Here is a 25,312-nt window from a genome sequence, read left to right as displayed (position 1 = left end):
ATCTGCTTTTCAATTTATCTATTCAAAGAAGCCGCTGCTTCGTCCATGAATTCAAATCCCATATCCTTATTAGGCCAATAATGATAAACCGATCTAATCTCCTTAACTCTAAAACCATTTCTCACATAAAAATTAATAGCATTTATATTGTTACTTTGTGTACCAACTCTTATATCTTTAATATCCTTATGGTTATCATATATATATTTTTCTAAATATATCATCATCTCTTTACCTATAAATCCATTTTGCATGCCTTCTTTAACTGAAATTAATTCTATTATTGCGGTATTAGTTTTATGCTCTAATGAAAATAATATATATCCAGCTACTTTTGAATCTATATAACAATTTATAAAATATTTATTTTCATTTAAGAAAGATGATTGAACCCACTGCCCATAAACATTTTTAGCTTTGGCTTTATTTAAATATGGATCATTGAAAAATCTAGAATGCTTATAAGAATTTTTACTTATTTCTAGTATTTCGTTGTTAACCGGCAACTTATTTTGAATAGCTATATCGAATTTATTAGCATGTTTTATAGCTACATTTATTTCTTTAGTGAACTGGAAATTTATATCGGTTACAAATGCTCCTGATAATTTGGATATATATAAATTGTTAATCGAATCATTATTTACATTATCTATGACATTAAACTCATTTTTTTTTAATACTTTGCTTATTATGTTCCACTCTTTGCTTCCTATTGTTTCATCTAAAGTTACTCTTCCACTATTAACCCCAAAGTAATTAGTATCCCATTCTAAAAATTTATAATGAAGTTTGTTCATTTTCATCTCTTCTTTTCTGACCCGTTCACAATTATATATCCCCCGCTTTAATAATATAACAACTATTGTTTTAATAAATATTTTTAAATCAAGTACAAATGATACATTATTTACATAATATAAATCATTCTGTATCCTTTCTTTCCACTCAATAGAATTTCTATGATAAACTTGGTTATATCCGGTAACACCTGGTAAAACATTTAATTTATTCTTTTCATCCTTTGTGTATAAACTAAAATGATCTTCCAAATCTGGTCTTGGTCCAATAAAGCTCATATCCCCCATTAAAATATTAATTATTTGTGGTATCTCATCTATGCTTAACTTTCTTATAAATTTACCAATCTTCGTAAGTCTAGGATCATCAACTGAATTAAATGTTGAACCGTCATTATTCCTTATATCCGGCGCATTTACTTTCATAGATCTAAACTTTTTAATATTAAATATTTTACCATTCTTCCCTAACCTTTTCTGAGTATATATTATTGGTCCTACGTCTTCTAATTTAATAAATAAACCTATTACTATATAAAATATCAAAAATGCAGGTAATATTATTAATGCTAATAAGAAATCAATTATTCTCTTAAAAATCCTTTCATACATTCCTTTTCCCCTCACATACAATATTAAAGATCGTCTTATAATTGATGTCAAACTATGATAAACTAGCTGCTGCCTCACCCGCCATAATTTCTTTTAAGCTCTCCACCACATACTCGACCTGTTCGTTCGTTAATCGCTGATATAATGGCAATGTAATCTCATTTTTATACATGTCAAAAGCATTCGGGTAATCTATTATATCGAATCCCAACCTCTTATATGCTGTATGCATCGGCAATGGTTTATAGTGTACATTTGTTGCAATATTCTTTTGTGCCATTTTTTCTATTATTCTATTTCTATACGCTTCATCTTTACCAATGAGCCTTACCAAGTATAAATGACCACTTGATGAAAACCCTTCTCCATAATGCTTCATAGTTTCAACATTACATTCATTTAATGCTTTATCATACATTTCAATAATCTGTTTTCTTCTTTCCAAAATACCGTTGTATCTCCCAAGCTGTGCTAATCCCAAAGCTGCGATTATATCGGTCATATTGCACTTGTAAGCAGGATAAATAATGTCATATTCCCATGAGCCGACCTTTGTTTTTGCCAGTGCATCCTTCGACTGACCATGAAGAGAAAGGAGCATATATTGTCTATAAATTTCTTCATTATCAATCTCATGAATATCACGCCATGTAACTGCACCACCCTCGCCTGTGGTTAAATTTTTTACTGCATGAAATGAGAAACATGTAAAATCTGCTACCTCTCCACTTCGTTTTCCTTTATATGAAGCACCAAATGCATGGGCTGAATCAGCTAATACTACCACTCTACCAAATGCCTTCTGAATGTCATTCGCTGGTCTATAAAGTTCCTTTTTTCTATTAACTATTTCAAATATCTTATCATAATCACACATCACTCCTCCAATATCTACTGGAATGATGACCTTTGTTTTTTCTGTTATTGCTTTCTCTAATTGCTCATAATCCATTTGAAAAGAGTTCTTTGCAGTATCCACAAGGATAATTTTAGATCCTACATGATCAATAACGCTTGCTGAGGCGGTATATGTATAAGCAGACGTAATGACTTCATCTCCTTTTCCTACCCCTAAAACTCTAAGTGTCATTTCCATGCTTGCTGTATCTGAATTTAGGCATACCACTTTTGAGGTGTTCATATACTCTGCCATTTTTTTTTCAAACAATTTTGTTTTTGGCCCTGTTGTTATCCACCCTGATTTCAATGTATCTATAACTTCATTGATTTCAATTTCTGAAATGTCTGGTGGCGAAAATGGTATTTTCATATTTATCCCCCTCTTATTTTAAAGATTTATACTCTATTTTACTCACATATGCTTCAGATTGAAGCACCAATATATAACTTTTTTTATACAGTATATTTCATATTGTATGTAATTTTCTTTAATTGTGTTCCAAAAACTTACATTTGATCCGCAATGCATCACAAAAAAATAAATAGATAGAATTTGCTGCAGTTCGCAAATTCTATCTATTTTGTGGTATTTATTTTTTTGATTTCTTTCTACTGCTCTTTCCTTTGCTATTATCGCTATATTAATATTGAAAGTGTTAATAGCCACTCTTTTTTAGATCTAATTTATTAATTACTACTCCTAATATTTTTGCATTAACCTTCTCAAGGAGTCCTTTAGATTTAATAACTGAATCTCGTTCCGCTTCCCCTGAAGAAATAACTAACAGACAGCCATCCGTATACTGAGCTAGAATCTGTGCATCCGTAACTAATATTATTGGAGGAGTATCCAATATTATAAAGTCATATATTTCCTTTAATTCCTCAATTAAATTTTTCATTTTTGCAGATCCTAAAAGTTCCGCTGGGTTTGGAAGCTTTGTGCCTGAGGCTAAAATATAAAGGTTTGTTATTTCAGTTTTCTGAATACATTTATTTATGTCTACTTCATTTTCATCTACCAAAATATTAGACAAGCCCTCTGCGTTAGAACACCCGAAAACCATATGTACATTTGGCTTTCTTTGATCACAATCTATTAATAAGGTCTTACTTCCACCTTGGGCCATAACTATTGCTAGATTTGAAGCAGTAGTAGTTTTCCCCTCTCCTGGTCCTGAACTAGTTACCAGCAAGGTTTTAATCTTTTTATCAAAGGAAGAGAATTGAATATTAGTCCTAAGAGTTCTATACGCCTCTGCGATTGGTATATTAGGTTTTTTAAATGTTATTAAGCCTAAACCTTTCATATATTTCACTACCTTTACTAATTTTTTTTGAGTAAACGTGTTAATCATCACCTGTGGTGCTGTTAATCATCACCTATGGTGCTGTTATATCATCACCTATGGTGCTGTTATATCATCACCTGTGGTGCTGTTAAATACCTTCCTATTTTATATATGCTGTCATTTTAGGTATTACTCCTAAAATCGGTAATCCTATATATATTTCCACATCACTTTCGGTCTTTATAGTGTTATCAGAGTATTCGAGTATGAACACAAGTCCTACGGAAATTATTAATCCTATTAAAAATCCGATCGCCATGTTTCTTACTTTATTAGGGCTAATAGGATTAGTTGGCATATTTGCCTTATCCATTACCTGTATCTCTGCACCTATAGGATAAACCTTTTCCGAGGATTCTATAAAAGAAGTTGAAATCGCATTTATAACTTTAAGGGCCTCTTGAGGGCTTTTACTCTTAGCACTAATTGTTAGAATTTGAGTTCCAGTTTGGGGAGTACTAGTTATGATATCTTTGATCTGGTTTAGGGTTAAATTACCCTTTAATTCGTCCAAAGCTCCCTGTGCTACTAATTCAGATTGAGCAATTTTACTATAGGTTTCAACTAAATCTTGATACATCTTTACATCATTGTATTGTGTAGACCCGCTAGCAGTACTTTGTGGCTTTCCTATTATTACACTTGTTTTTGCCTCATAAGTTGGTTTAATAACATAAAAGCTCATTATACCTGCTATTATAATGGCCGCTAAAGTTATATAAACTATTAACCATAACCTCCCTTTTAGTATTATAAAAATTTCTTTAATACTAATATCCATTTCTTCATCCATTCATATTTCCTCCCAGTAAATTACTAAAAAATAAAAAGTATACATTACTATTAATGCATTCACTTCGCTAAGGACTACTAATTTTATTTCTAATTAATCTGCTGAAAAAACATAAACTCGCTGTCGCTCAAACATATGTTTTCCTTAACGCATCTTAATTAAAAATAAAATAAGAAGTTCTAAAGCTCGCTTCAATGCATCATATGTAATATATACTTTCTTTGTGCATAAAATATTTGCTCTAATCTACTTTACTTTTTTAAGAACAATACTGTCATTATTCTTTTTCACATAATATAAAGTATCCTTTTTAATGGATTTATTCCCACCTTCAAAAATTTCTCCATAGGTTTTGTTAAACCCATCATTAGTTTTAAATATATACACGTAGCTATACTCATTTTTCAGTTTTTCTGCCCATTCTTTTGCACTTATGTCTTTAGTCCAAATATCACCCTTATAATATGGTTTACCAAGACTCCAACTACCTACGCCCAAATTAGTTTTTATAGGTGTTATATTATATCTGCTAACCCAATAATCAAAACCATTAGTTGCAACAGAAATAAAATACACTTTATCAGTTTTAGGGTTTAATACCCCTTTTATCTTTGTTATAGGCGCGTAAGGTCTACGTTCTTCTATTGTATTTTTTATATTGTAAGGGGCCAATATAGTATTACTTATAACTGGAGTTACATTTGTAATTAACAATAAAAACAATAACATGAAAATAGTACATGATTGCTTAAATTTAGAATCGTATTCTTTTTCTTTTAAACATATGATTACAACTAGAAAAATCAAGACACCTAAAAGATAGGTACTTGTATACCTTGAATAGGATGCTAAATTAGTAGCTTCATACTCTGAATATGTAAACACATATAAAATTAGTAATGAGGCAGTGTATATAATACCTCCCATGAATACTGTTATAACTCCTAATGAATACCGACCTTTTTCCTCTTCATTAGAAACAAAGGTTATTAGTATAGTAGAAATTGCTATAAGTATTACTACCCAACCCATTAATGATAATTTAAGTATATAGTTTGTTAAAAAAACCTCTGTAATTGCTTTGAAAAAATTATTTATTGTTACAAATTGGTAATGCAATGCATTTCCAGTAAATAAATCTTTAAGATTTTGTAGACCAACTTCGCTTGTATTCCAGGCTACATTCGTTTTTGTGATTTTAAGATACATAGCCCATGATTTTTTTGATATTATGGCAGCAAATACAGGACATAAAATTAGAACTATTCTTTTTAAAGTATTAATCTTCGTGCCCTGATTAATGTATAACTTTAACTCCTCTCTTTTTGCAAAAAAGAGATCTACAGCAATTACTAAAATAGCTATAATCGCAAGTCCAAATCCCGGAGCTTTTGTGAGGGTTAATATAAATAAGGTTAAACTTATATTAAGAATTTTAAAAGTACTTAGTTTGTTCCCATAATGGGTTATGAGTACATTTGCAAACATAACTCCGAGGATTGCATCCACCATTATATTAGTATAAAAATCCTGGAAGAATGCTAAAGGGAGTATTAATATGAAAACAAATCGAATAACTATCTTGCTAAAGTTTTTGTGTTTTACATTAATAAATATAGGCATCATTAATGAAAAATATAATATGTTCATAGCCCTATATAAATTACCCTCTGTAAACTCTCCAGATAGTTTTACCCAGAAGTATTCAAATAATGCGGTTGCAGGAGGATACCCCCTAAATGTGGTAGTTGCCTCTGGATGATTACCAAGAGCATCAAAGATATACATGTTTTTAACTACAGTTCCCCAATGTGAAAATTCATCCCAAGATGTTAGCATTCTTCCTCTTTGTGCCCACCATGCAATTACGAAGAATATCGTGAATATTACAAATCCCGGCGTTAAAACATTTTCTATGAAATTTTGCCTATTTCTATAAATATTATAACAACAAAAAACGATACTAATTAATCCAATTGCAACTACGGTGTATACACCGATTTCTAGTAAGCCTAGCATTGCAAATAAATATAAAATAATAATTATTATAAAAATCCACATTGAGAGAGTTTCTTCAATTTTTTTATTAAATTTCAAGGAAATCATAGCAGCTCCAGAGCATAATAACGCAAAGATGAGTATTAGATACATATTACAACTCCTCTGAAATGTTCATTTTCTTAAAAACCCACTCTTTTTGAATTTTGTAACTTATAAGTGACAAGATACCATCTATTATAACTTTTATAACAACCTCAGAACGCTTGAAAACAAACCAAGTAGCCGATACACTTAGTCCTGACACTAACATAAGTGTTAAACATAACACATAATATCTAACTAACACTAATTTATCATAAGTTTTATGTTTAAATACTGCATTTTTATTTACATTATAGTTAAATAAGGAAGATATAATTCTGGAAACAATAGTTGATAACAAAATGAAATATTCCGGTGTTATATTATAAAATAGTTTTGTAAACATCGTAAATAAGCCAATGTCCAAAACAAAAGATAAAAATGATGATGACATAAATTTAAAGAAAACTCCATAAATTTTTATTGAATCTTTTATTGGATTAAAATGGGATGATTTATTCTCTTCTATGTAAATAGTATCAATACATACTTCATCAATAGCAATATTTTTGCTCTTGCATTCAAGTAGCATGTTGGTTTCATACTCAAACCTTTCTCCATTAACACTCATTAAATCCAACGCAAAATCCGATGAAATAGCTCTTAACCCTGTTTGGGTATCCCTTACTTTTATTCCAGCTATGAGTCCAAACATCCTTCTAGTCATTATATTTCCAAACCTGCTTCTGAAAGGAATATTTGATTTTGAAAAGTTTCTAGACCCTAATATTAATTTTTCTGGATTATCTATTAACCTCTGTGAAACTTTTATAATATCTTCAATACCATGCTGGCCATCAGCGTCCGCCGTAACAATTCCAACGCAATCTTTGCAATTGTTAAGAAAATAATTAAAACCTGTTTTAAGTGCTCTACCTTTGCCCATATTTTTTGCATGAACCAATATGTTACATTGTTTTTTAAGCCCCAATTCATTGAAAATTGGTTTATACTCCTCACTACTTCCATCATCCACTATGCTAATATTTGTAAAACCTGCCTTTGTAAGATTGTCTACTAAAGTTATTAGTTTAGTATCCGGATTAAAAGCCGGTATCAAAATCGAGATATTTTTTGATATATCTATTTTTTTACCATTCATTGTCGCACTCTCCTCATTAATACTTATATTTAAATTATGTCCAAGTAATTTTTAAACAAACAAAAACTACCGAAATGTATTGTTATACATTTCGGTTGTTTTATTATAATTTTTATACTCTATCTTTTTTTCTACTCTTTATCATTAAAAATATGTCTTTAATATCAGCATTAAATAAAATGTATTCTGTAATCATCATACTGATAATAAACATAAACGCTTTGATTAATGACGGAATAGGAATTATCCTAACAATTTGATAACAACACAAATATACTATAAAATGTATTATCTCATTTTTGTGTATTTCAAGTCCCTTAAAGTCAAATGAAGAATATACATACCATACAACTAAAGTAACAAGTGTAGCATATGCAATCATTACGGGATCCTTTAATACGTATGTCGCAAATGCATTTAATATAAATGCTAATGCTACCATTTTAGAGGCTACAATTAAATACTCCTTGCCCCTTTTTCCTACTTTATAAAGATTTGCATATAAAACATTTGTTAAAGAAATGAACGGTATCCCTATTATTAATATTCCTAGCACTTCTAAGGATGGTATATATTCTTTTAGGAAGCTCTTTACTATAAACTCCAGCACAAAATAACCAGCAGGTGCAAAACTACATATTAATATAATGTATTTTTTAACATTTGAGACGACTTTTGCGTCATCCTTACTTCTTGCTAGATAAGGATAAAACAAGACTGTGATTGAATTTATTAAAACTATAAATAAGCTTAGCATCGATACCGCAAAAGAATAAAATGCGAAATCATTGTCTGTGAATTTTATTTTAACAAACCATCTATCCAAAGTAACAAATAGAAGACTTATAGCGTTTGCTATCATTATAGTAAAACCCATACTTGTTATGGATTTTATTTCTGAGCGCTTTATCTTTTCTGATTTTTTTGCTGAGAAAATAATTAACGCTCCACTAACAATTGCTAAAACCATATTTCCAACAACTTGAATCTGCATATATAAAATTGGCGATTTTATAATTAATATAACTGCAAGAATAGATGATAAATTTACTATATTTTGCGCTATTCTTATTACTACATATTTGTTGAATTCACCTGTTGCTCTATATAATAGAGAAACAAATAACACAATCTGAAACGGTAATATATAAAATACAAAGTACCTAAACGCTATATCTTTCATAAAAAATATTGAAACTATAAATAAAATAGCTACTGCAGCTATTACAATCTTTAGCATAACATAGAAATAGCCTTTTATTTTTTCTTTTTTTATGTCTGTTATATCTTTACCACCCAATATTAAATACATTCCGTCTGAGAATCCAAAATGGAGCATTCCTGCATATGTTATATATAACGTAAATGTTTTTAGATAACCATAGGATTGCATATCAAGAACCTTTGGTATCAGTAATCCATTCAATATACCAATCAATATCCCAAAGCATTCTACAAATATTACTCTTACTGATTTTTTTATATTCATTTAATTTCCTCTAATTTCATTTAATTTATATTGCTTTAAAATTTTAAATTTAATATTTAAAATTTAAAATTCATAATGTGTTTTCCAAGTGACCTATTTTCTGATTCTACTTCGAATACTCTATAATAATCTTTAATTCCATAGATAGGTGCTACCTCTAAAATTAATTTTGAAATATCCGATCTAAAGTCAGGATTTTTAAGTAGCTCTGCTGCAAATTTAAAATCTTCTACATTGCTTCTTGTAATCCCATAAAATGCTAATCCTTTTTCTAATACCTTTCGGGTATTAATTTTTACGGGATTTTCTGATACACCTGTTAATACCATTTTAGATCCTGGAAGTATTGAGTTAATAATCTCATCAATTCCACTCTCAGACGCGGCGCCACCTATACATTCAAATGCAACATTAATTTTGCTTTTCTTAATATCTGAATCATTTGAAAGGTAAGTTTGCACACCAACAAATTTATCTAATTTTTCTTTGTTATGGCCTATCACTATAATGGGACCATTGTGTATCTGCTTTAATACGCTGCATATTATATACCCAAGGATGCCATCACCCCAGATCCCTATAACATCATCCGGTTTTAATACTATTCTACGAATTGCTGTATTTGCCACAGAAATTAGTTCTGAGAACACAGCAATATTCGAATCAATATTATCCTCTATCTTTACAAGATTGTATGCGGGATATGCAATATAATCCTTAGAAAATCCATTGTAACTACTTGAGGCAAATAATGCTTTAGGGCAGTAGTTTTCTCCTAATCTTTTATCACTAGATAAAGCAATATCAAATTCATCTTGTTTATCTTTTGGAATCATTATATTTGGGACTAGTGCAACTTTATCTCCCTTATTAAAGGAGTTTGTAGGATCTTTCACTACTGTACCTATAGCTTCATGAATCAAATTTATTGGATATTTTAAGTTAAGTGTTCGCTCGTCACGACTGCCAAGGTAATACCTTAAATCAGCTTTACATATAGCTGCTGTTTCAATCTTTACCACTACATGTCCTGTACACACTTCTAAATCCTCTATATAAATTTCAAATCTCTTAGATTGAACTATTTTAAATCCTCGCGTTAACATTATATTCTCTCCAGTTTACTCATTTTAATTATGGACTTTAATAAAAGTAAATCTTCCATTGTAGTAATCTTAAAATTGAGTTTATCTCCGTTTACTAGATGAACTTTTTCCCCATAATTTAATACTACCCTACAGTCATCAGTAGAATCTTGAAGTTTCGATTTTGCCGCACTTTTATGAGCATCCATTATAGTTGAATATTTAAAACTTTGAGGAGTTTGACCTAAATATAACTCTTTTCTCACTGGAATAGACGAAATAGTATTCTCGTCTTTGCTTTGAATTATAGTGTCAGTGGCAGGGATAACAGTATCTACGGCGCCGTATTTTTTAGCCCCTTCAATATTATCACCTATTATTCTATGAGAAATTAGTGGCCTTGCAGCATCATGAATAACTACAATATCATCCGATGTTACATCTTCTTCAATTGCCTTAAGCCCTGCTAAAACGGATTCCTGTCTTGTTTCTCCACCATCCACTATCCATTTCACTTTATTAAGTTCGAACTTTCTAGTCCATATCTTTATATCCTCATGCCATTCTTTAAGGCAAACAACAGCTATTGCATCTATTTGTTCATGTATATCAAATGCTTCAATTGTATGTACAACTATTGGTTTACCATATATATCAATAAACTGCTTAGGTTGATCAACTATACCCATTCTAGTACCTTTTCCACCGGCAAGTATAATAGCAATATTCATTAATATCTACCTCCTATTTTTTATCTACAAGATCTAATATTAAACTCCACACTCTTTTGCAGCTATTTCCATCCAAGTAATGATAGAAGTTCTTTTGAGCTGCTTCTCTAATAGCTATATATTCATCCTTTTTGCTCGTATCTTTTATGTAACTCATTAAATTATCAATGCATTTTAATTTAGGACCAGGAGTATCTATATAGCTAGTAAAATCTATAGCAAGTCCTCGTTTTTCTTCATACTGTTCTATATCGTATGGCATAAAACAAATTGGTCTATCTAGTACTAAGTAATCCACATAAATTGAACTATAATCAGTAAGTAGCATGTCAGACACTGCCAGGATACTTTGAGTGGACATTTCTTCATCAAAATCCATTGTTAAAATGTTACTCATATTATCAAAAACTTTATCATCTATTAGCCTCTCTAAATAGTGAGGACGATAAATCATTTTCCAATTTTGCTGTCCCATAAACTCATCAAACTTTATCCAGTCCTCTTCAGTAAATGGGAAAGCTTTTTCTATTTCGTAACCTCTCCAAGTTGGACAAAACAATAAAATTTTCATTCCGAAAGTATTATGTTTTGAGTCGAACTTTTCCCTACATCCAGAGATGTATTCTTTGTCAAACAACATATCATTTCTTGGTAATCCAAGTGGCATATAATTTGGAAGAGGACACTTATCAAGTTCTGTAGATCTTAAAAAATACGTGCTATCTCTTTCAGATAGTGTTACAACATTTTTTATTTTAGTTCTAATACCCTTATAGATATCCATTGTTTTTTTAATATCAAGCTCACTATTTCCTGGAGTATTTTTAGTGCCATACCCATGACTCATAAAAACACCATTTTTAGTTTTTGAAAAAACGCTAGTTGTATAATCAGAAACAACAGCAGAATAATTTTTAAGCATCTGACTTGCTCTTATAATATAGTGTAAGATTTTAATATTTTTATACTTATAAAAACTGCTATATTCCACTACAATGTCAGATCTATTTTTTTTTATGTTTTTTTCATAATAATTGAGTAAAGCTTTTATATTATCTTCAGTCTGAGATGTTAATAATATTCTCTTTTTCAAAGTTTTTCTCCCACCTTAATTATAACCTACGAAGCTATTTATCTTCTGCGAAGCTATTCCCCATAGGTTCTGTATTTAAATGTTACCAGTTTTGCTTTCTTTGTAGTGGTGATCTGCCGCTGATGCAATTCCAAGGCAAAACCACATAATATATGTCGCTTGGAAATTTAAAAGTATAAATGATTGTATCAAACTTATAAATGCTGCTGACACAATCGGAAGTACGCAACAAATCCTGAATTGCAATGGAATATTTTTTAATTTAATTACTACATAATAACAAGCAGAAAATAAACCTGCAAGGTATAATATTAACCCTACTAGTCCCCATCCCATCCAAGTTTCAAGTATGAAATTATGGGCAGGTCGTGGTGCTTTGTTTGCATTGGCTATTTGCTCCTGCATAGGTGTTAATTCTTTTTTCGGTTCTATCTTTTTCGTAGATGTTTTCTCTTTTATAGGCGTTTGCTCCGCAGTTGGTGTTTCTACTTGAGTTTTAGTGGGTATTTCCTTATAAGCTACTGCAAATGTACCAGCTCCCAAAACAGGATTCTTCTTTATTGAAGTCCATGCTTTTGCCCAGAATATGCCACGTATTTTATCACTAGCTTCAGTAGTTGCTACACTATCCTCTTCTGCATCTTCAGGTTTTGGTTGTGCAAGGCCTGGAATTCTAGTAACAATAACAGAAAATGATCTATATACATTACTTTTGGATTTCATAAAATTTAGTGATGTAGCAATTATTGTAACAACAATACATGCCATAGTAAATAATATAACTTTTTTAAGTGAACACCATTTAAATCCAAATACTAATAAAAAGGATACTGTAAGTACGCCCCCCATCATTACCCATCCTGAGCGACCCCCGGAAAGGAATGCAAAAACCATACTTATCCCCATATTTGTATATGCAATTGGTGCAATCCATGATGGTAATCTTTTTTCCTTGCTTTCTTTTATTGCCCATACTGTAAAAGAAATAAACATGATACATATATACATATATATATTGATATTATCTAAAAACTTCAATTTTCGAATATCTGAAAATCTAAAACAATCGATTAATTCTCTTATATTTAATGCAGAATAAAGAACTATTATTCCACTTAAAAGCTGGTTTACTTTTGGTTTGTATTCATCAATTAGAAAAAATATAGATGAACCAAGTATTAATGATCTTATTGGCCATATTGTATCCTTGAATGGTAAATGTAGTATAGTTCGCGCACCAAATAGTATAACGAAATATATACCAAATCCAAACAATATCCTAAATACTTTTTTTGATAATACAGGGAAAATATAATTACGCTTATATACCCCACGATAAATAAACAAGTAAAGAAAAAATCCTATTGCGATTATTTCTGATAAGGCAATGCTCACAGGTCCCATGGGAAATAATACTATAGTTCCTACTATTAATAGGCAGACAAGTTCTATAACCCAAAACCGTTTGTTAAATGATAAAAAAAAGCTCATACTTTCTTCTCCTTTATTACTTTAAGATAATATTTTCTATTCTACCTACAAATGCTTTTCTATTATACTCAGCTAAACATTCATGATAATTTTTCTTAGAATATTTAATATAGTTTTCATTACATTTCTTTATAGCTTCACATATTGAATCTGGATCTTTTTTATTGCATTCCGCTCCATTTTCTCCATCCTTAAATATATCTATTATCCCACCTTGAGTTGTGGTTATAATAGCGAGCCCATTCCCCATTGCTTCTAAAATGGAAATTGGTTGACCTTCATTTGGATAATATGTAGGAAGACAGAATACATGATTATCTTTAAGTAGAGCTGCTTTTTTATCACCTTTAACAACCCCATGATATGTAACGTGCCCCCCAAGTTCTTTACTCATTTCATTAACAGTATTAACTATTTCTGCTTCTATGTTACCTGCTAAATTTAAATGAAATTTGAAATTTTCTTTTTTAAGTTTTATGCAAGCCTTCAGTAAATCTAAAATACCTTTGCTCTGCATTAGGTTACTTAAATATAATATTTTTAATTCTTCTATTTTACAATTATTATTCAGTTGATTTTTTTGTAATTTTTGCGCAAATTCTTTCTCTGTCAGCATATATTCGTCCTGAACGCCATTCTCACAAACAAAAACTTTATTTTTTTCAAGTATTCCATCGAACATTGATCTTAGTGAATCACCTAGAACTATAACACCATCTGTTTTATTGAAATAAGATGTTAATGCTTTTTGCTTTTTTACATCTACTGAGTCATACATAACGCGGACAAATCCACCATGAAACTCAATATAACATTTGGTTTTTTTTAAATTAGCCACGTTTATAAATGGAGTATACTTCAAAAATCCCAAATAACTTTGTGCAGGCGTAATATACACTACATCAAATTTTTCAAAAAAAATCTTGTAGCATCCAATAGCTATTGGCCTAACACTATTTAATATTTTTTTAATACTAAATTTACCTTGCGCCTTTAAACTTGTAAAAGTTCTTTCTGCATTACTATCTATAAATTCAACTTCATGGCCATTTTCTAATAAGCCAGCTAAAAGCATTTGATTAGACACAGACATACCTGTTATAGGGTCTGGAAATGGTCCTATCATTAAAATTTTCTTCTTTTTTTCTGGACTCATTATTACTTCCTCCATATAAACTTGTTTATGGCGCTTGTATACCCTTGAATAATATTAACAACCTTTATACCAACATTTATATCTGTATAATCATGAGCTTTCACAGTTTTTTCTCCTAATGATTTTTGCATAGTTATCATTTCTATAGCTTGAGTTATGCTATCAGAAGTTATTCCCCCAAGTATTACTGAACCTTTGTCAATTGCTTCTGGTCTTTCAGTACTTGTTCTTATTGATACTCCTGGGAATTCCATAATGTTCGTTTCCTCCGCAAGTGATCCACTATCAGATAAAACGCAGAATGAATCTTTTTGAAGTTTATTGTAATCATAAAAACCGAATGGCTTTAATTGTTTTATATTTTTATGAAATACTATCCCTTTTTCTTCAATTCTTTTCCAGCTTCTTGGGTGTGTTGAATATATAACTGGCATATCATAAGTTTCTGCTATTGCATTTAACGCATCTGTTATACTCTTAAAGTTTTCTTCATTATCTATGTTTTCTTCTCGATGAGCACTTACCAAAATATATTTACCTTTTTCAAGACCTAATGTTTCGAGCACGGGACTTTCATCAATTTTATCCATATATCTATGGAAAACTTCTGGAAGTGGTGATCCAGTAACAAAAGTATATTCCTTTCTCATTCCTTCTGATAACAAATATCTTCTCGCATGCTCTGTATATGCCATATTAACATCACTTGTAACGTCAACTATTTTTCTATTTATTTCTTCAGGTACATTTTGATCAAAACATCTGTTTCCTGCTTCCATATGGAATACAGGGATTTTTAATCTTTTAGCAGCAATAACACTAAGGCAACTGTTTGTATCCCCAAGTATTACTAATGCATCTGGCTTTTCTTTAACTAATATTTTATAACTCTCAGCTATTATGTTACCCATAGTTTCTCCAAGATCACTTCCTACAACTCCTAAAAAGTAATTTGGTTCTCTAAGCTCTAGCTCTTTAAAGAAAACATCATTAAGTGTATAATCCCAATTTTGACCTGTATGTACAAGAATATGATCAAAATATCTGTCACAAGCTTTTATAACTTCTGATAGTCTTATTATTTCAGGTCTTGTTCCTAGTATTGTCATTACTTTAAGTTTTTTCATAAGTTCTATACCTCCAAGTGAAATGTGTCTGGTTTTTTTGGATCAAAGCATTCATTAACCCACATTATTGTCACTAAATCGTTCTCACCAATATTTACAATAGAGTGAGTGTATCCTGTAGGAATATCTACTACTTCTAGTTTATCTGCATTAACTTTATATTCAATTATTTTATCTGTTCCTATCTTTCTAAATCTAATAACTCCTTCACCACTAACCACCATAAACTTTTCGTTTTTAGTATGGTGCCAATGATCACCTTTTGTTATTCCAGGTTTGGATACATTTACCGAAACTTGTCCATTTTCAGCTGTTCTAATAAATTCCGTAAAAGATCCTCTGTTATCTTTATTCATTTTTAAGTCATAAGAAAATTTATCTTCTGGTAAAAAGCTTAAGTAAGTACTATAAAGCTTTTTAGTAAGTTCATCACCCATATTTGGCACACTTAAGTCAGATCTGCTTTCCTTAAAGCTTCTTATCTTTTGCGCAAGGTCCCCTAGTTTAATATTATGCACAATAGGTACATAACAATATTCGTCTTTTTTGCTTTCCATGTTTTCTAATGCTCTAATAAATTCATCTAATACATCATCTATATAACATAAATCTAAATCAGCATCTGAATTTGATATCTGTATTTCTATGCCTCTTGCAATATTATGACAGAAGGTAGCTACTACAGTATTATAATTAGGTCTACTCCATTTACCAAATAAATTTGGCAATCTATAAACCAGTACCTTTGCCCCAGTTTCTTTATTGTAAGCAAATAATAAATCTTCGCCTGCCTTTTTGCTGATGCCATAAGGATTTTCTTTTTCTGCTTGCACAGAAGATGTTATAAGCACCGGTGCTTTATTATTATTTTTTTTAAGAAGGTCAAGAAGCACTGATGTAAATCCAAAATTACCTTCCATAAATTCACTTTCATCTTTTGGGCGATTAACTCCAGCAAGATGAAAAACAAATTCACATTCTTTAGTGTATTTTTCAAGAAGTGATTCTTCAGTTCCTAAATCATATTCAAATATATCTGTATAACCTTTATTTTTAAGTTCTGCTATAATGTTTTTTCCTACAAATCCTTTTGCGCCAGTAACAAGTATTTTCATATTTACCTCACATTTCGTCTGTTTTATTTAAACAATTCCACAATACTAAGTATTAATACCTAATATTGTGGACTTCACTAATTTAAGAATTGGTTTTTAATTCTTCTTGTATATAATCAAGTTTAAGTAACTTTTCTTTTATCTGCTCTACATTAAGAATTCCAGTGTTTTGAGAGTTATATTCTTGCTCTGTGGATAGTTTTATATCGCCTTCAACAAAATATTTATCGTAGTTAAGATCTCTTTTATCTGCTGGAACTCTGAAAAATCCCCCCATGTCCTGAGCAACTACAAACTCTTCTTTTGTAAGAAGTGTTTCGTATAGCTTTTCTCCATGACGAGTACCTATAATTTTAACTTCATTTTTCGAATTGAATAATTCACCCACTGCTTGTGCTAAATCTCGTATTGTTGATGAATCAGATTTTTGAACCATTATGTCGCCTGCCTTGGCATTTTTGAATGCAAATATTACAAGTTCCACAGCCTCATCGAGGCTCATAAGGAACCTAGTCATATTAGGATCTGTTACAGTTAAACATTCTCCATTCTTTATCTGTTCAATAAATAGTGGAATTACTGATCCTCTTGATGCCATAACATTTCCATATCTAGTACCACAAATAAGTGTCCTATCCGGAGATACTGTTCTAGCTTTAGCCACAAATACTTTTTCCATCATAGCTTTTGAAATACCCATAGCATTTATTGGATATGCTGCTTTGTCAGTGGAAAGACATATTACTTTTTTGACTCCATACTCAATTGCTGCTGTAAGCACATTATCTGTTCCTATTACATTAGTTTTTACCGCTTCAAGAGGAAAAAACTCACAAGATGGAACTTGTTTTAAAGCAGCTGCGTGGAATATATAATCTACTCCATGCATAGCATTTTTTACAGAGGCTATGTCCCGTACATCACCTATGTAGAATTTAATTTTATCATTTTTATATAATTTTCTCATATCATCTTGTTTCTTTTCGTCCCTTGAGAATATACGAATTTCTGCTATATCTGTATCAAGAAATCTTTTCATTACAGCGTTCCCAAAAGAACCTGTTCCTCCTGTAATTAATAATGTTTTACCTTTAAACATGGTATATCTCCTCCAATTTCAAATTATTATTTACTTGTTAAGCTAGTTATTATTTACTTGTTTAACAAGTTATTTTTTAATTGTTATTTAAATATTATTGTTTAATTGTTCCACTACTAAATTTTTTACAAAATATTTATCTATCCTATTTAACAATTCTTGCTTGTTAAAATTATTATCATAGTAATTTCTTGCATTTGCTCCGAGCTTTATTAAAAGTTCTGGTGATTCATTAGCGAGCTCTATTATCATATCTGAGAGTATCTGCGCATCTCCAGCTGGGCCACAAACACCTGAATTTGATTCTTTGATTATTTTATCAGTCTCACCGTCGGCTGATGCAATAATTGGTATACCACAAGCCATGTATGACTGTAGTTTAGCCGGAATAGTCATTGAAAACAGTGGGCTACCTGTTAAGCACAAGAAAGCGACGTCACTTGCTGCCATAAACTTTGGAATCCGGGTTCCAGGTTGTTTTGGAATAAAGTTAAACATGTCTTCCAACTCACCTTTATGTACAAGTTGCATTAATTCTTCTTTATATCGACCATCTCCGATAATGTTAAACCGGATTTTTTTATTTATATTTTTCTCTTTTATAAATGTTGCAGCTTTGGGCAATATATCTAACCCTTGTGCATTACCAATATTACCGGCAAAAGTTATATTAAACGCATCATCATTTGGAATTTCTTCAATGCACGCTTTCTCAAGAGGCACATAGAAATCTTCTGCATATTGTGGCCAGTACTCTATCTTATCTAGTGCAACGCCACGATTGTGTATTGATTTAACAAAACTATTTGATGTAGTGAAAATATGAGTACAGCCGGAATATATATGGTCAACCATCTTGCCTATAGCGCCAATTATCCTTTTGTTAGTTATACCTGTAATTATTTCAACATTTTCAGGCCAAAGATCTTGAACATACAAGTAACATGGTATCTTTCTTTTTTTAGCATACCATACACCAGGTAAAGCTTGTGTCATGGGTGATACCTCAAATATAAATACATAATCAGCTTTTATTTTTGTGAACATCTTCCAAAAGAATCCGGATACAACAAAGGACAAATAGTTTAAAGCAAGCATTACTGAGCTCTTCCCTCTAGGTATTAGTGGTATCCTAATTATCTCAATACCATTATACATTTCTTTTCGCTTCTTAAACAGTCCATACCCCTCATAATATTCACCTTTGGGATAATTAGGTATTCCAGTTATAACTGTTACTTTATATCCCCTTTTAACCCATTCTGTACAAATATCATTTATACGAAATTGTTCAGGGTAAAAATATTGCGCTATAACTAAAATGTGTTTTTTCATCTCATTATCCCCCTTCTTTAGTATTTCTATTTTTCCACAACTTATTTTTTTGTATCAACCGTTTCTGTTGTAGCAACCGATTCTGTTGTGGTAACCGTTTCTGTTACAATGATCGATGATTTCAAATCTCTAATTCTATAATCCTCTTTATAATCAGACATGCTCTTCTCATAAACCAAACTGCCAAATACCTTACTAAATGTTTGGACTTTTAAACCCATAAGACGTAATAAGGGGTTGAATATTTTAGTTAACCTAATTCGCGTGCCATGAGATTCTGCAATAAGCTTCACCATCTCTGAAGTCTTAACGTACTCACTATTTTGTGGAAAGAATAGTCCGCTCTCTTCATTTACAATCATCAATCTAATAAACTCACACAAATTATCTATATGAAGCATACTTCGCTTATTGTCAATGTCAGGGAAAACAGGCAGCTTCTGAGCAAGTTTTGCTAATTTCGGATAATTCCCTTTAGACCCTTTCCCATAAATCATAGGTGGTCTAAGAATAACAATTTTAAAATCATCACTCTCTAAAGGTTTTATTCCTTTTTCTGCTTGAATTTTACTGTCTCCATAAAAATTACTGGAAATTAGAGCAGTGTTTTTATCTATGATTCTTTCCCCGTTAACATTGCTGCTATCACCATAAACAATAATGCTACTCATAAAAATAAACTGCTTAACGCCAGCTTTCTTTGCTTTCTTAGCAGTCTCTACGGTAAGATCACGATTGACTTTATAATATAACTCTTCCATTTTAGGGTCTGATGAGACGTGCGCTATACCTGCAACGTGAAAGATTACATCATACTGCGTAAAATCTTTTTCTTTCCATGAATCGTCCTTCATATCCAATGTGTCTGTAGAATATTCATCAGAATATTTCTCTAGGTATTTCTCAATGGATGTACCAATATAGCTATTAGATCCTGTTATAAGTATTTTTTTCATCTCAACATCATCTCCTTCTTAGCAGAAAGCTTCATATGTCTCAGCTTACCAGTATCGCTAATAGTCTTAAGCTCTACTTTTTTTTTGCCCATCATCGCGGACACCCTCTGCTTTTAAAACTTTGGATACCGTTTTAAATAATATTTTCACATTAAGTGATAATGATTTATTGTTTAAATAATATACGTCATGTGCTGTTTTTTCAGAATCATCATTCTCATCTCGTCCATTAATTTGAGCCCATCCAGTAACTCCTGGAAGTAGTTTATGAACTCCTGCCTTTGTTCTCATTTCCTTAAGCTCAAGCTGATTATATAAAGCAGGTCTTGGTCCCACAAAAGTCATATCCCCAATAAGTGTATTAATTAATTGTGGAAGTTCATCAATACTAGTTTTTCTTAGGATTTTACCAATGCACGTTATATAATTTTTTGAATTATCAAGTTTATCAGTTGCTACATTAGGAGTTCCAATTTTCATTGTCCTAAACTTATACAATTTGAATAATTCATTATTTTTGCCTATTCTCATCTGGGTAAAAAATATTGGCCCTTTTGAATTAAGCTTTATGATTATTCCTATAATTAAAAATAGCGGTGATAACAACACTATTATAAGTATACTAATTATAACATCCAGAAATCTCTCCATATTATGCCCCCTGTTTTTTTAAAATTACTCTACTTTTTTATTACTCTTCTACACTGGTGTCTTCACTTTCCGCAGTACTTCTATTATATGTCGGAACTATTTCTTCTATTTTTGAGAGTAATAATGTTACATCATCTTTCTCGATAATAGCATTAAGCTCCCCCAATCTATCTTTCATAACATCCAAATCACTAAACGTTGGTTTACCAATAAAAATCTTTTCATGTTTAGTATTAATAAGTCCCTCTTCACTCATTAATAGTTCTTCATAAAGCTTTTCTCCCGGCCTAAGCCCCGTGATTTCTATCTTAATGTCTTTGTTTGGCTCAAATCCTGAAAGCCTTATTAAATCCCACGCTAAATCATATATCTTAACAGGTTGCCCCATATCAAGCACAAAAATTTCTCCGCCTTTTGCGTATGCTCCCGATTGAAGTACCAATTGTGCTGCTTCGGGTATTGTCATAAAGAACCTAGTTATATATTTATTAGTAAGTGTAACTGGACCACCATGAGCTATTTGGTTTTTAAATAGGGGTATAACGGACCCGTTACTTCCTAATACATTTCCAAATCTAACCGCCACAAAGTGTGTTTTACTTATTTTGTCCATAGATTGTATAATCATTTCACACATTCTCTTAGTAGCACCCATGACATTGGTTGGGTTTACCGCTTTATCTGTGGATATCATCACGAATTTTTCTACATTAAATTTATTCGCGCACTCTGCCATATTAAATGTTCCAAACACATTGTTTTTTATAGCTTCCATAGGGCTTTCTTCCATTAGTGGAACATGCTTATGTGCCGCTGCATGGAAAACTATATTGGGTAAATACTTTTCAAATACATTCTCAAGTCTTTGTTTATCCCTAACAGATCCTATTAATACTATTAAATCTAATTTCGGATATTTATATTGAAGTTCCATTTGAAGATCATAAGCATTATTTTCATATATATCAAAGATAATTAATTTCTTAGGTTCAAATTTTATAATTTGACGACATAATTCAGAACCAATAGATCCACCGCCGCCTGTTACTAGTATGGTTTTATCGCGAATGAAACTTGCAATGCCTTCCATATCAAGATCTACTGCTTTACGACCCAGTAAGTCCTCAATCTCTACTTTTCTAATTTGACTTAAGGAAACTTTCCCGTCTATTATGTCATACATTCCTGGAATAATTTCTATCTTGCAGCTTGTTTTTTTGCATATTTCGAGTATTTGTTTTTTATCTTCATCTTTTATGGTAGGAATAGCTATAAGTATGGTTTCTATATCCTTATCTTTTGCTATAGTAGGTATGCCTTCTCTACTTCCAAGAACCTTCACTCCCATAATAGTGTTTCCTTTTTTGTAATCTTCATCATCAATTACAGCTATCGGTACATATTTACTTTGGTTACTGCTCTTCATTTCTTTTATAACCATAGCTGCAGCTGCTCCAGCACCAACTATCATTACTCTCTTTCGAGCACCTTTACTAACATTACAATTTACAATGTTTCCGAATCTATCAAAGATTCTAAAGGACATCCTAAGTCCAACTATAAAAATAATGCTAAAAGCGCAAGATACTATGCTTACCCCATAGGCATAATTATGTCCAATAATTCTAATGAAAATTGTAGTAGCAATGTTCCCAGTAAGACACGCACCTATAACCATCATAAATTCATCTATACTTGCATAAGTCCAAAGGCTTTCATAAAGCTTAAAGACAAAAAAGCAAGCTATGTAGATAACTGTCACAATTAACGCTATTTCTTTAAAGTCACTTGAATAGAACTTGAAATTTTTATAATTATATCTGAAAAAGATAGCTAATATATATGCTAAGTTTATTAGCACTGCATCACTTAGTATTAATATTGGTTTTTTCCATTTTCCTAGAGTTTTCATATAATGCACCTCTTTATTTTATATATAATAAAATATGATTGTTTTTTCTAACGTTATCAAAAAATGTATTAATTACAATTTAATACACTTTTTTCAGTTTCACTGCAGTATTAAGTATACCATAATACCTTTAAATAAGTGTTAATATTTTATGAAACTTGAAATTTCACAATTCAAAGCTATTTTTTAGATCTTATATGCTATCCATTATATCATTATATCATTAAATACTAGCCAATTTCACATAATAACTCTAGTTAAATTATCTCCTATGGAGCTACTTATCTCCCATGGAGCTAATTATCTCCTATGGACCTGAAATGTCGTTAATACTTTTTACACCTAGGTTTTTGTTTGCCTTCTCGCTCAAAGGCTAACAACGCATTAACCTCTCCCCCTAGTAGTATTATTATGGAAATTATATAAAGCCAAAGCATAAGCACTATTACTGCTCCTATTCCACCATACAGACCAGAATAGTTGTTAAAATTATTAACATAATACGCAAAACCTAATGAAGATATTAACCACCCTAAAGTACTAACAATAGCTCCAGGTATTACCTCTATCCATGTTAATCTTCTACAAGGAGTATAATGATATAATGCTGCAAATGTAACTGACATACCACCTAAAGATACTAGGTATCTTATAATATCCCAATCTAATATAAACTTACTAGATAAATTTAAACGCGTCGCAATAACCCCACCTATCATTTGTCCAAAAACTACTAGGGCTACTCCCACAATAATAGCTACTACAAGCCCTAGCATAAATAATATAGATATAGCTAAGGTTTTCCAAAAAGGTCTTGTCTCTTCCTCATCATAGGCTTTATTTAATCCCTTTATTATAGCTCTAAAACCACTAGATCCTGACCACATTATACCTATTATACTTATGGATAGTAAATTCACATTTCTTGAATCCAGCACCTCTATAACTGTAGTGTAAATTAAATCAAAAGCACTCTTGGGCATTATTTGATGTAGATATATCAGCACATCTTTACTTTCTAGATTACTATAACTTAACATGCTAATTAGTAGCAATAAAAAAGGAAAAAAAGACAACAATAAATCATAAGCCAGTTGAGCTGCCAATGCAGTAATATCATCATCTATAACTCTACATACAAGTTGTTTTAAATTATTTAACATAAAGTAACCACCTTTTCGTTACAATTTATATACTGTTTTCAGTTCAACTGCAAAACACGCAGGAGAAATTCAATGCTTCCGCATTTTATTCTTACTCTGATATAATATGTATTATATGAAGATATTATTAATAAGGAGTCGATACTATGAAATTAGCACTAGCTCAATTGGATATTGTTTGGGAAGATAAAACTAAGAATAAAGAAACCGCAATACAATTTATAAAGCATGCAACTACTGAAAATGTGGATATTATTTTTTTCCCTGAAATGACTTTAACAGGCTTTTCTGTGAACACTTCTTTAATAGGAGAAGATAATAATGAAACCGTAGAATTTTTCAAGGAAATGAGTTCTAAATTTAATATTTTCATAGGCTTTGGGTATGTAGAAGGAAGAACAAATAGTAAAAACAAATACTCTGTAGTGGCGCCTCCGGTAGTACATGGAGGCGTGCCACGAGTAATGCATCGAGACGTGCCCCAAGACAAGACTCTTGTGACTTACACTAAAATTCATCCTTTTTCCTTTGGATGCGAAACTGAATTTTACCAAAGTGGAAATAAAATCAACTACTTCAATGCTTTTAACTTTACTATCGTCCCTTTCATCTGCTACGATTTACGTTTTCCAGAAATATTTCAGATAGCATCTAAGACTGCTACCTTAATAACCATTGCAGCTAACTGGCCTGTAGATCGACGTGATCACTGGATTACCTTACTCAAAGCAAGGGCCATAGAAAATCAGTGTTATATAGCAGGTATAAACCGAATAGGTGAAGGAAATGGATTAACCTACAGTGGTGACTCCATGATTGTAGATCCACTAGGCAATGTAATAAGCAACTTATATATGGATGAAGGTTTAGTTATAGCGGATATCTCTGAGGAGAACGTAACTCAGATTAGAGAAAAATTTAGACTTAAATCAGATAGAAAAGAAAGTTTGTATTGTGAATTGTTTTCAAGCAATTAAAAATCTTATCCACAATTCAGACAAAGTTATCCCCTAAAGGGGGATAACTTTGTTTATTAGCACGCTAAATAAGCTATATTTTGATAATAAATACAGTGTCGTGAAAATTTATTCAATTTTATACACTAGTTATCCACAAATTTGAACTTTACTTGTCAAACTCTTATAACATAATGTTTTATTTGATTTATCATTTAATTTCTTTTTAAATTCAAAGTTTCTTTATAAGTT

Annotated in this window: 21 protein-coding genes; 1 reads left to right on the top strand and 20 read right to left on the bottom strand. The window is 31.1% G+C overall.

Annotated elements, in window-relative coordinates; translation table 11 throughout:
• Positions 1-14 precede the first annotated feature (14 nt).
• The 20 genes from KTC92_RS14880 to KTC92_RS14785 all read right to left on the bottom strand — a co-directional run bounded on the left by KTC92_RS14880 (position 15) and on the right by KTC92_RS14785 (position 24,104).
• Positions 15-1,412, bottom strand: coding sequence for a GNAT family N-acetyltransferase (locus KTC92_RS14880; protein WP_220286364.1), 1,398 nt, complete (start codon positions 1,410-1,412; stop codon positions 15-17).
• A gap of 52 nt (positions 1,413-1,464) precedes the next feature.
• Positions 1,465-2,682 (bottom strand): DegT/DnrJ/EryC1/StrS aminotransferase family protein, encoded by a 1,218-nt coding sequence (locus tag KTC92_RS14875; protein ID WP_220286363.1) that lies wholly within the window; start codon positions 2,680-2,682, stop codon positions 1,465-1,467.
• 286 nt (positions 2,683-2,968) lie between these two features.
• Positions 2,969-3,622, bottom strand: a complete 654-nt coding sequence (locus KTC92_RS14870) for a CpsD/CapB family tyrosine-protein kinase (protein WP_220286398.1) — start codon at positions 3,620-3,622, stop codon at positions 2,969-2,971.
• Between the two features lie 142 nt (positions 3,623-3,764).
• Positions 3,765-4,457 carry a YveK family protein gene (locus KTC92_RS14865; RefSeq protein ID WP_220286362.1) on the bottom strand — a complete coding sequence of 231 codons (693 nt, stop codon included), beginning with the start codon at positions 4,455-4,457 and terminating at the stop codon, positions 3,765-3,767.
• Between the two features lie 246 nt (positions 4,458-4,703).
• Positions 4,704-6,608, bottom strand: a complete 1,905-nt coding sequence (locus KTC92_RS14860) for a hypothetical protein (RefSeq protein WP_220286361.1) — start codon at positions 6,606-6,608, stop codon at positions 4,704-4,706.
• A 1-nt stretch (position 6,609) separates the two neighbouring features.
• Positions 6,610-7,701: a glycosyltransferase gene (locus KTC92_RS14855; protein ID WP_220286360.1), complete on the bottom strand. Its 1,092-nt coding sequence runs from the start codon at positions 7,699-7,701 to the stop codon at positions 6,610-6,612.
• Between the two features lie 112 nt (positions 7,702-7,813).
• Positions 7,814-9,190, bottom strand: a complete 1,377-nt coding sequence (locus KTC92_RS14850; RefSeq protein WP_220286359.1) for an oligosaccharide flippase family protein — start codon at positions 9,188-9,190, stop codon at positions 7,814-7,816.
• Between the two features lie 56 nt (positions 9,191-9,246).
• On the bottom strand, positions 9,247-10,296 hold the full coding sequence (locus tag KTC92_RS14845) for an alcohol dehydrogenase catalytic domain-containing protein (RefSeq protein ID WP_220286358.1): 1,050 nt from the start codon (positions 10,294-10,296) through the stop codon (positions 9,247-9,249).
• On the bottom strand, positions 10,296-11,006 hold the full coding sequence (ispD, locus tag KTC92_RS14840) for a 2-C-methyl-D-erythritol 4-phosphate cytidylyltransferase (RefSeq protein WP_220286357.1): 711 nt from the start codon (positions 11,004-11,006) through the stop codon (positions 10,296-10,298). Before ispD ends, KTC92_RS14845 begins: the two co-directional genes overlap by 1 nt.
• Before the next feature lie 13 nt (positions 11,007-11,019).
• The gene (locus KTC92_RS14835) at positions 11,020-12,099 is read right to left on the bottom strand and encodes a CDP-glycerol glycerophosphotransferase family protein (RefSeq protein WP_220286356.1); all 1,080 of its coding nucleotides are present in this window, start codon (positions 12,097-12,099) and stop codon (positions 11,020-11,022) included.
• Between the two features lie 75 nt (positions 12,100-12,174).
• On the bottom strand, positions 12,175-13,590 hold the full coding sequence (locus tag KTC92_RS14830; protein ID WP_220286355.1) for an O-antigen ligase: 1,416 nt from the start codon (positions 13,588-13,590) through the stop codon (positions 12,175-12,177).
• A gap of 16 nt (positions 13,591-13,606) precedes the next feature.
• Complete coding sequence (locus KTC92_RS14825) at positions 13,607-14,746, bottom strand: glycosyltransferase family 4 protein (RefSeq protein ID WP_220286354.1); 1,140 nt, start codon at positions 14,744-14,746, stop codon at positions 13,607-13,609.
• Positions 14,747-14,748: 2 nt separating this feature from the next.
• Positions 14,749-15,873 (bottom strand): non-hydrolyzing UDP-N-acetylglucosamine 2-epimerase, encoded by a 1,125-nt coding sequence (gene wecB, locus KTC92_RS14820; protein ID WP_216303901.1) that lies wholly within the window; start codon positions 15,871-15,873, stop codon positions 14,749-14,751.
• A 5-nt stretch (positions 15,874-15,878) separates the two neighbouring features.
• A complete protein-coding gene (locus KTC92_RS14815) occupies positions 15,879-16,988 on the bottom strand; it encodes a capsular polysaccharide biosynthesis protein CapF (protein ID WP_220286353.1) in 1,110 nt (369 codons plus the stop codon).
• 82 nt (positions 16,989-17,070) lie between these two features.
• Complete coding sequence (locus KTC92_RS14810) at positions 17,071-18,087, bottom strand: polysaccharide biosynthesis protein (protein WP_216303903.1); 1,017 nt, start codon at positions 18,085-18,087, stop codon at positions 17,071-17,073.
• An 87-nt stretch (positions 18,088-18,174) separates the two neighbouring features.
• The gene (locus KTC92_RS14805) at positions 18,175-19,422 is read right to left on the bottom strand and encodes a glycosyltransferase family 4 protein (RefSeq protein WP_220286352.1); all 1,248 of its coding nucleotides are present in this window, start codon (positions 19,420-19,422) and stop codon (positions 18,175-18,177) included.
• Positions 19,423-19,463: 41 nt separating this feature from the next.
• The gene (locus tag KTC92_RS14800; RefSeq protein WP_220286351.1) at positions 19,464-20,378 is read right to left on the bottom strand and encodes an NAD-dependent epimerase/dehydratase family protein; all 915 of its coding nucleotides are present in this window, start codon (positions 20,376-20,378) and stop codon (positions 19,464-19,466) included.
• 66 nt (positions 20,379-20,444) lie between these two features.
• Complete coding sequence (locus tag KTC92_RS14795) at positions 20,445-21,029, bottom strand: sugar transferase (protein ID WP_216303906.1); 585 nt, start codon at positions 21,027-21,029, stop codon at positions 20,445-20,447.
• Positions 21,030-21,069: 40 nt separating this feature from the next.
• Positions 21,070-22,941: a nucleoside-diphosphate sugar epimerase/dehydratase gene (locus tag KTC92_RS14790; RefSeq protein WP_216303907.1), complete on the bottom strand. Its 1,872-nt coding sequence runs from the start codon at positions 22,939-22,941 to the stop codon at positions 21,070-21,072.
• Between the two features lie 326 nt (positions 22,942-23,267).
• A complete protein-coding gene (locus KTC92_RS14785; RefSeq protein ID WP_165413785.1) occupies positions 23,268-24,104 on the bottom strand; it encodes a YihY/virulence factor BrkB family protein in 837 nt (278 codons plus the stop codon).
• Between the two features lie 146 nt (positions 24,105-24,250).
• Between KTC92_RS14785 and KTC92_RS14780 the strand changes: the two genes are divergently transcribed.
• Entirely contained in the window at positions 24,251-25,081 is an 831-nt protein-coding gene (locus KTC92_RS14780; protein ID WP_220286350.1) for a nitrilase-related carbon-nitrogen hydrolase, read from the top strand.
• The last annotated feature ends 231 nt before the right edge of the window (positions 25,082-25,312 follow it).

This window comes from Clostridium sp. CM027 (genome assembly GCF_024730565.1).
Classification (GTDB): domain Bacteria; phylum Bacillota; class Clostridia; order Clostridiales; family Clostridiaceae; genus Clostridium_AD; species Clostridium_AD estertheticum_B.
The sequence above is the reverse complement of the archived record's forward strand: the minus strand, read 5'-3'. Positions and strand labels throughout refer to the sequence as shown.

Coding starts and splice junctions, on each gene's coding strand:
- KTC92_RS14880 (WP_220286364.1), bottom strand. CDS start 1,412: ATGTATGAAAGGATTTTTAAGAGAATAATTGATTTCTTATTAGCATTA.
- KTC92_RS14875 (WP_220286363.1), bottom strand. CDS start 2,682: ATGAAAATACCATTTTCGCCACCAGACATTTCAGAAATTGAAATCAAT.
- KTC92_RS14870 (WP_220286398.1), bottom strand. CDS start 3,622: ATGAAAGGTTTAGGCTTAATAACATTTAAAAAACCTAATATACCAATC.
- KTC92_RS14865 (WP_220286362.1), bottom strand. CDS start 4,457: ATGGATGAAGAAATGGATATTAGTATTAAAGAAATTTTTATAATACTA.
- KTC92_RS14860 (WP_220286361.1), bottom strand. CDS start 6,608: ATGTATCTAATACTCATCTTTGCGTTATTATGCTCTGGAGCTGCTATG.
- KTC92_RS14855 (WP_220286360.1), bottom strand. CDS start 7,701: ATGAATGGTAAAAAAATAGATATATCAAAAAATATCTCGATTTTGATA.
- KTC92_RS14850 (WP_220286359.1), bottom strand. CDS start 9,190: ATGAATATAAAAAAATCAGTAAGAGTAATATTTGTAGAATGCTTTGGG.
- KTC92_RS14845 (WP_220286358.1), bottom strand. CDS start 10,296: ATGTTAACGCGAGGATTTAAAATAGTTCAATCTAAGAGATTTGAAATT.
- ispD (WP_220286357.1), bottom strand. CDS start 11,006: ATGAATATTGCTATTATACTTGCCGGTGGAAAAGGTACTAGAATGGGT.
- KTC92_RS14830 (WP_220286355.1), bottom strand. CDS start 13,590: ATGAGCTTTTTTTTATCATTTAACAAACGGTTTTGGGTTATAGAACTT.
- KTC92_RS14825 (WP_220286354.1), bottom strand. CDS start 14,746: ATGAGTCCAGAAAAAAAGAAGAAAATTTTAATGATAGGACCATTTCCA.
- wecB (WP_216303901.1), bottom strand. CDS start 15,873: ATGAAAAAACTTAAAGTAATGACAATACTAGGAACAAGACCTGAAATA.
- KTC92_RS14815 (WP_220286353.1), bottom strand. CDS start 16,988: ATGAAAATACTTGTTACTGGCGCAAAAGGATTTGTAGGAAAAAACATT.
- KTC92_RS14810 (WP_216303903.1), bottom strand. CDS start 18,087: ATGTTTAAAGGTAAAACATTATTAATTACAGGAGGAACAGGTTCTTTT.
- KTC92_RS14805 (WP_220286352.1), bottom strand. CDS start 19,422: ATGAAAAAACACATTTTAGTTATAGCGCAATATTTTTACCCTGAACAA.
- KTC92_RS14800 (WP_220286351.1), bottom strand. CDS start 20,378: ATGAAAAAAATACTTATAACAGGATCTAATAGCTATATTGGTACATCC.
- KTC92_RS14795 (WP_216303906.1), bottom strand. CDS start 21,029: ATGGAGAGATTTCTGGATGTTATAATTAGTATACTTATAATAGTGTTG.
- KTC92_RS14790 (WP_216303907.1), bottom strand. CDS start 22,941: ATGAAAACTCTAGGAAAATGGAAAAAACCAATATTAATACTAAGTGAT.
- KTC92_RS14785 (WP_165413785.1), bottom strand. CDS start 24,104: ATGTTAAATAATTTAAAACAACTTGTATGTAGAGTTATAGATGATGAT.
- KTC92_RS14780 (WP_220286350.1), top strand. CDS start 24,251: ATGAAATTAGCACTAGCTCAATTGGATATTGTTTGGGAAGATAAAACT.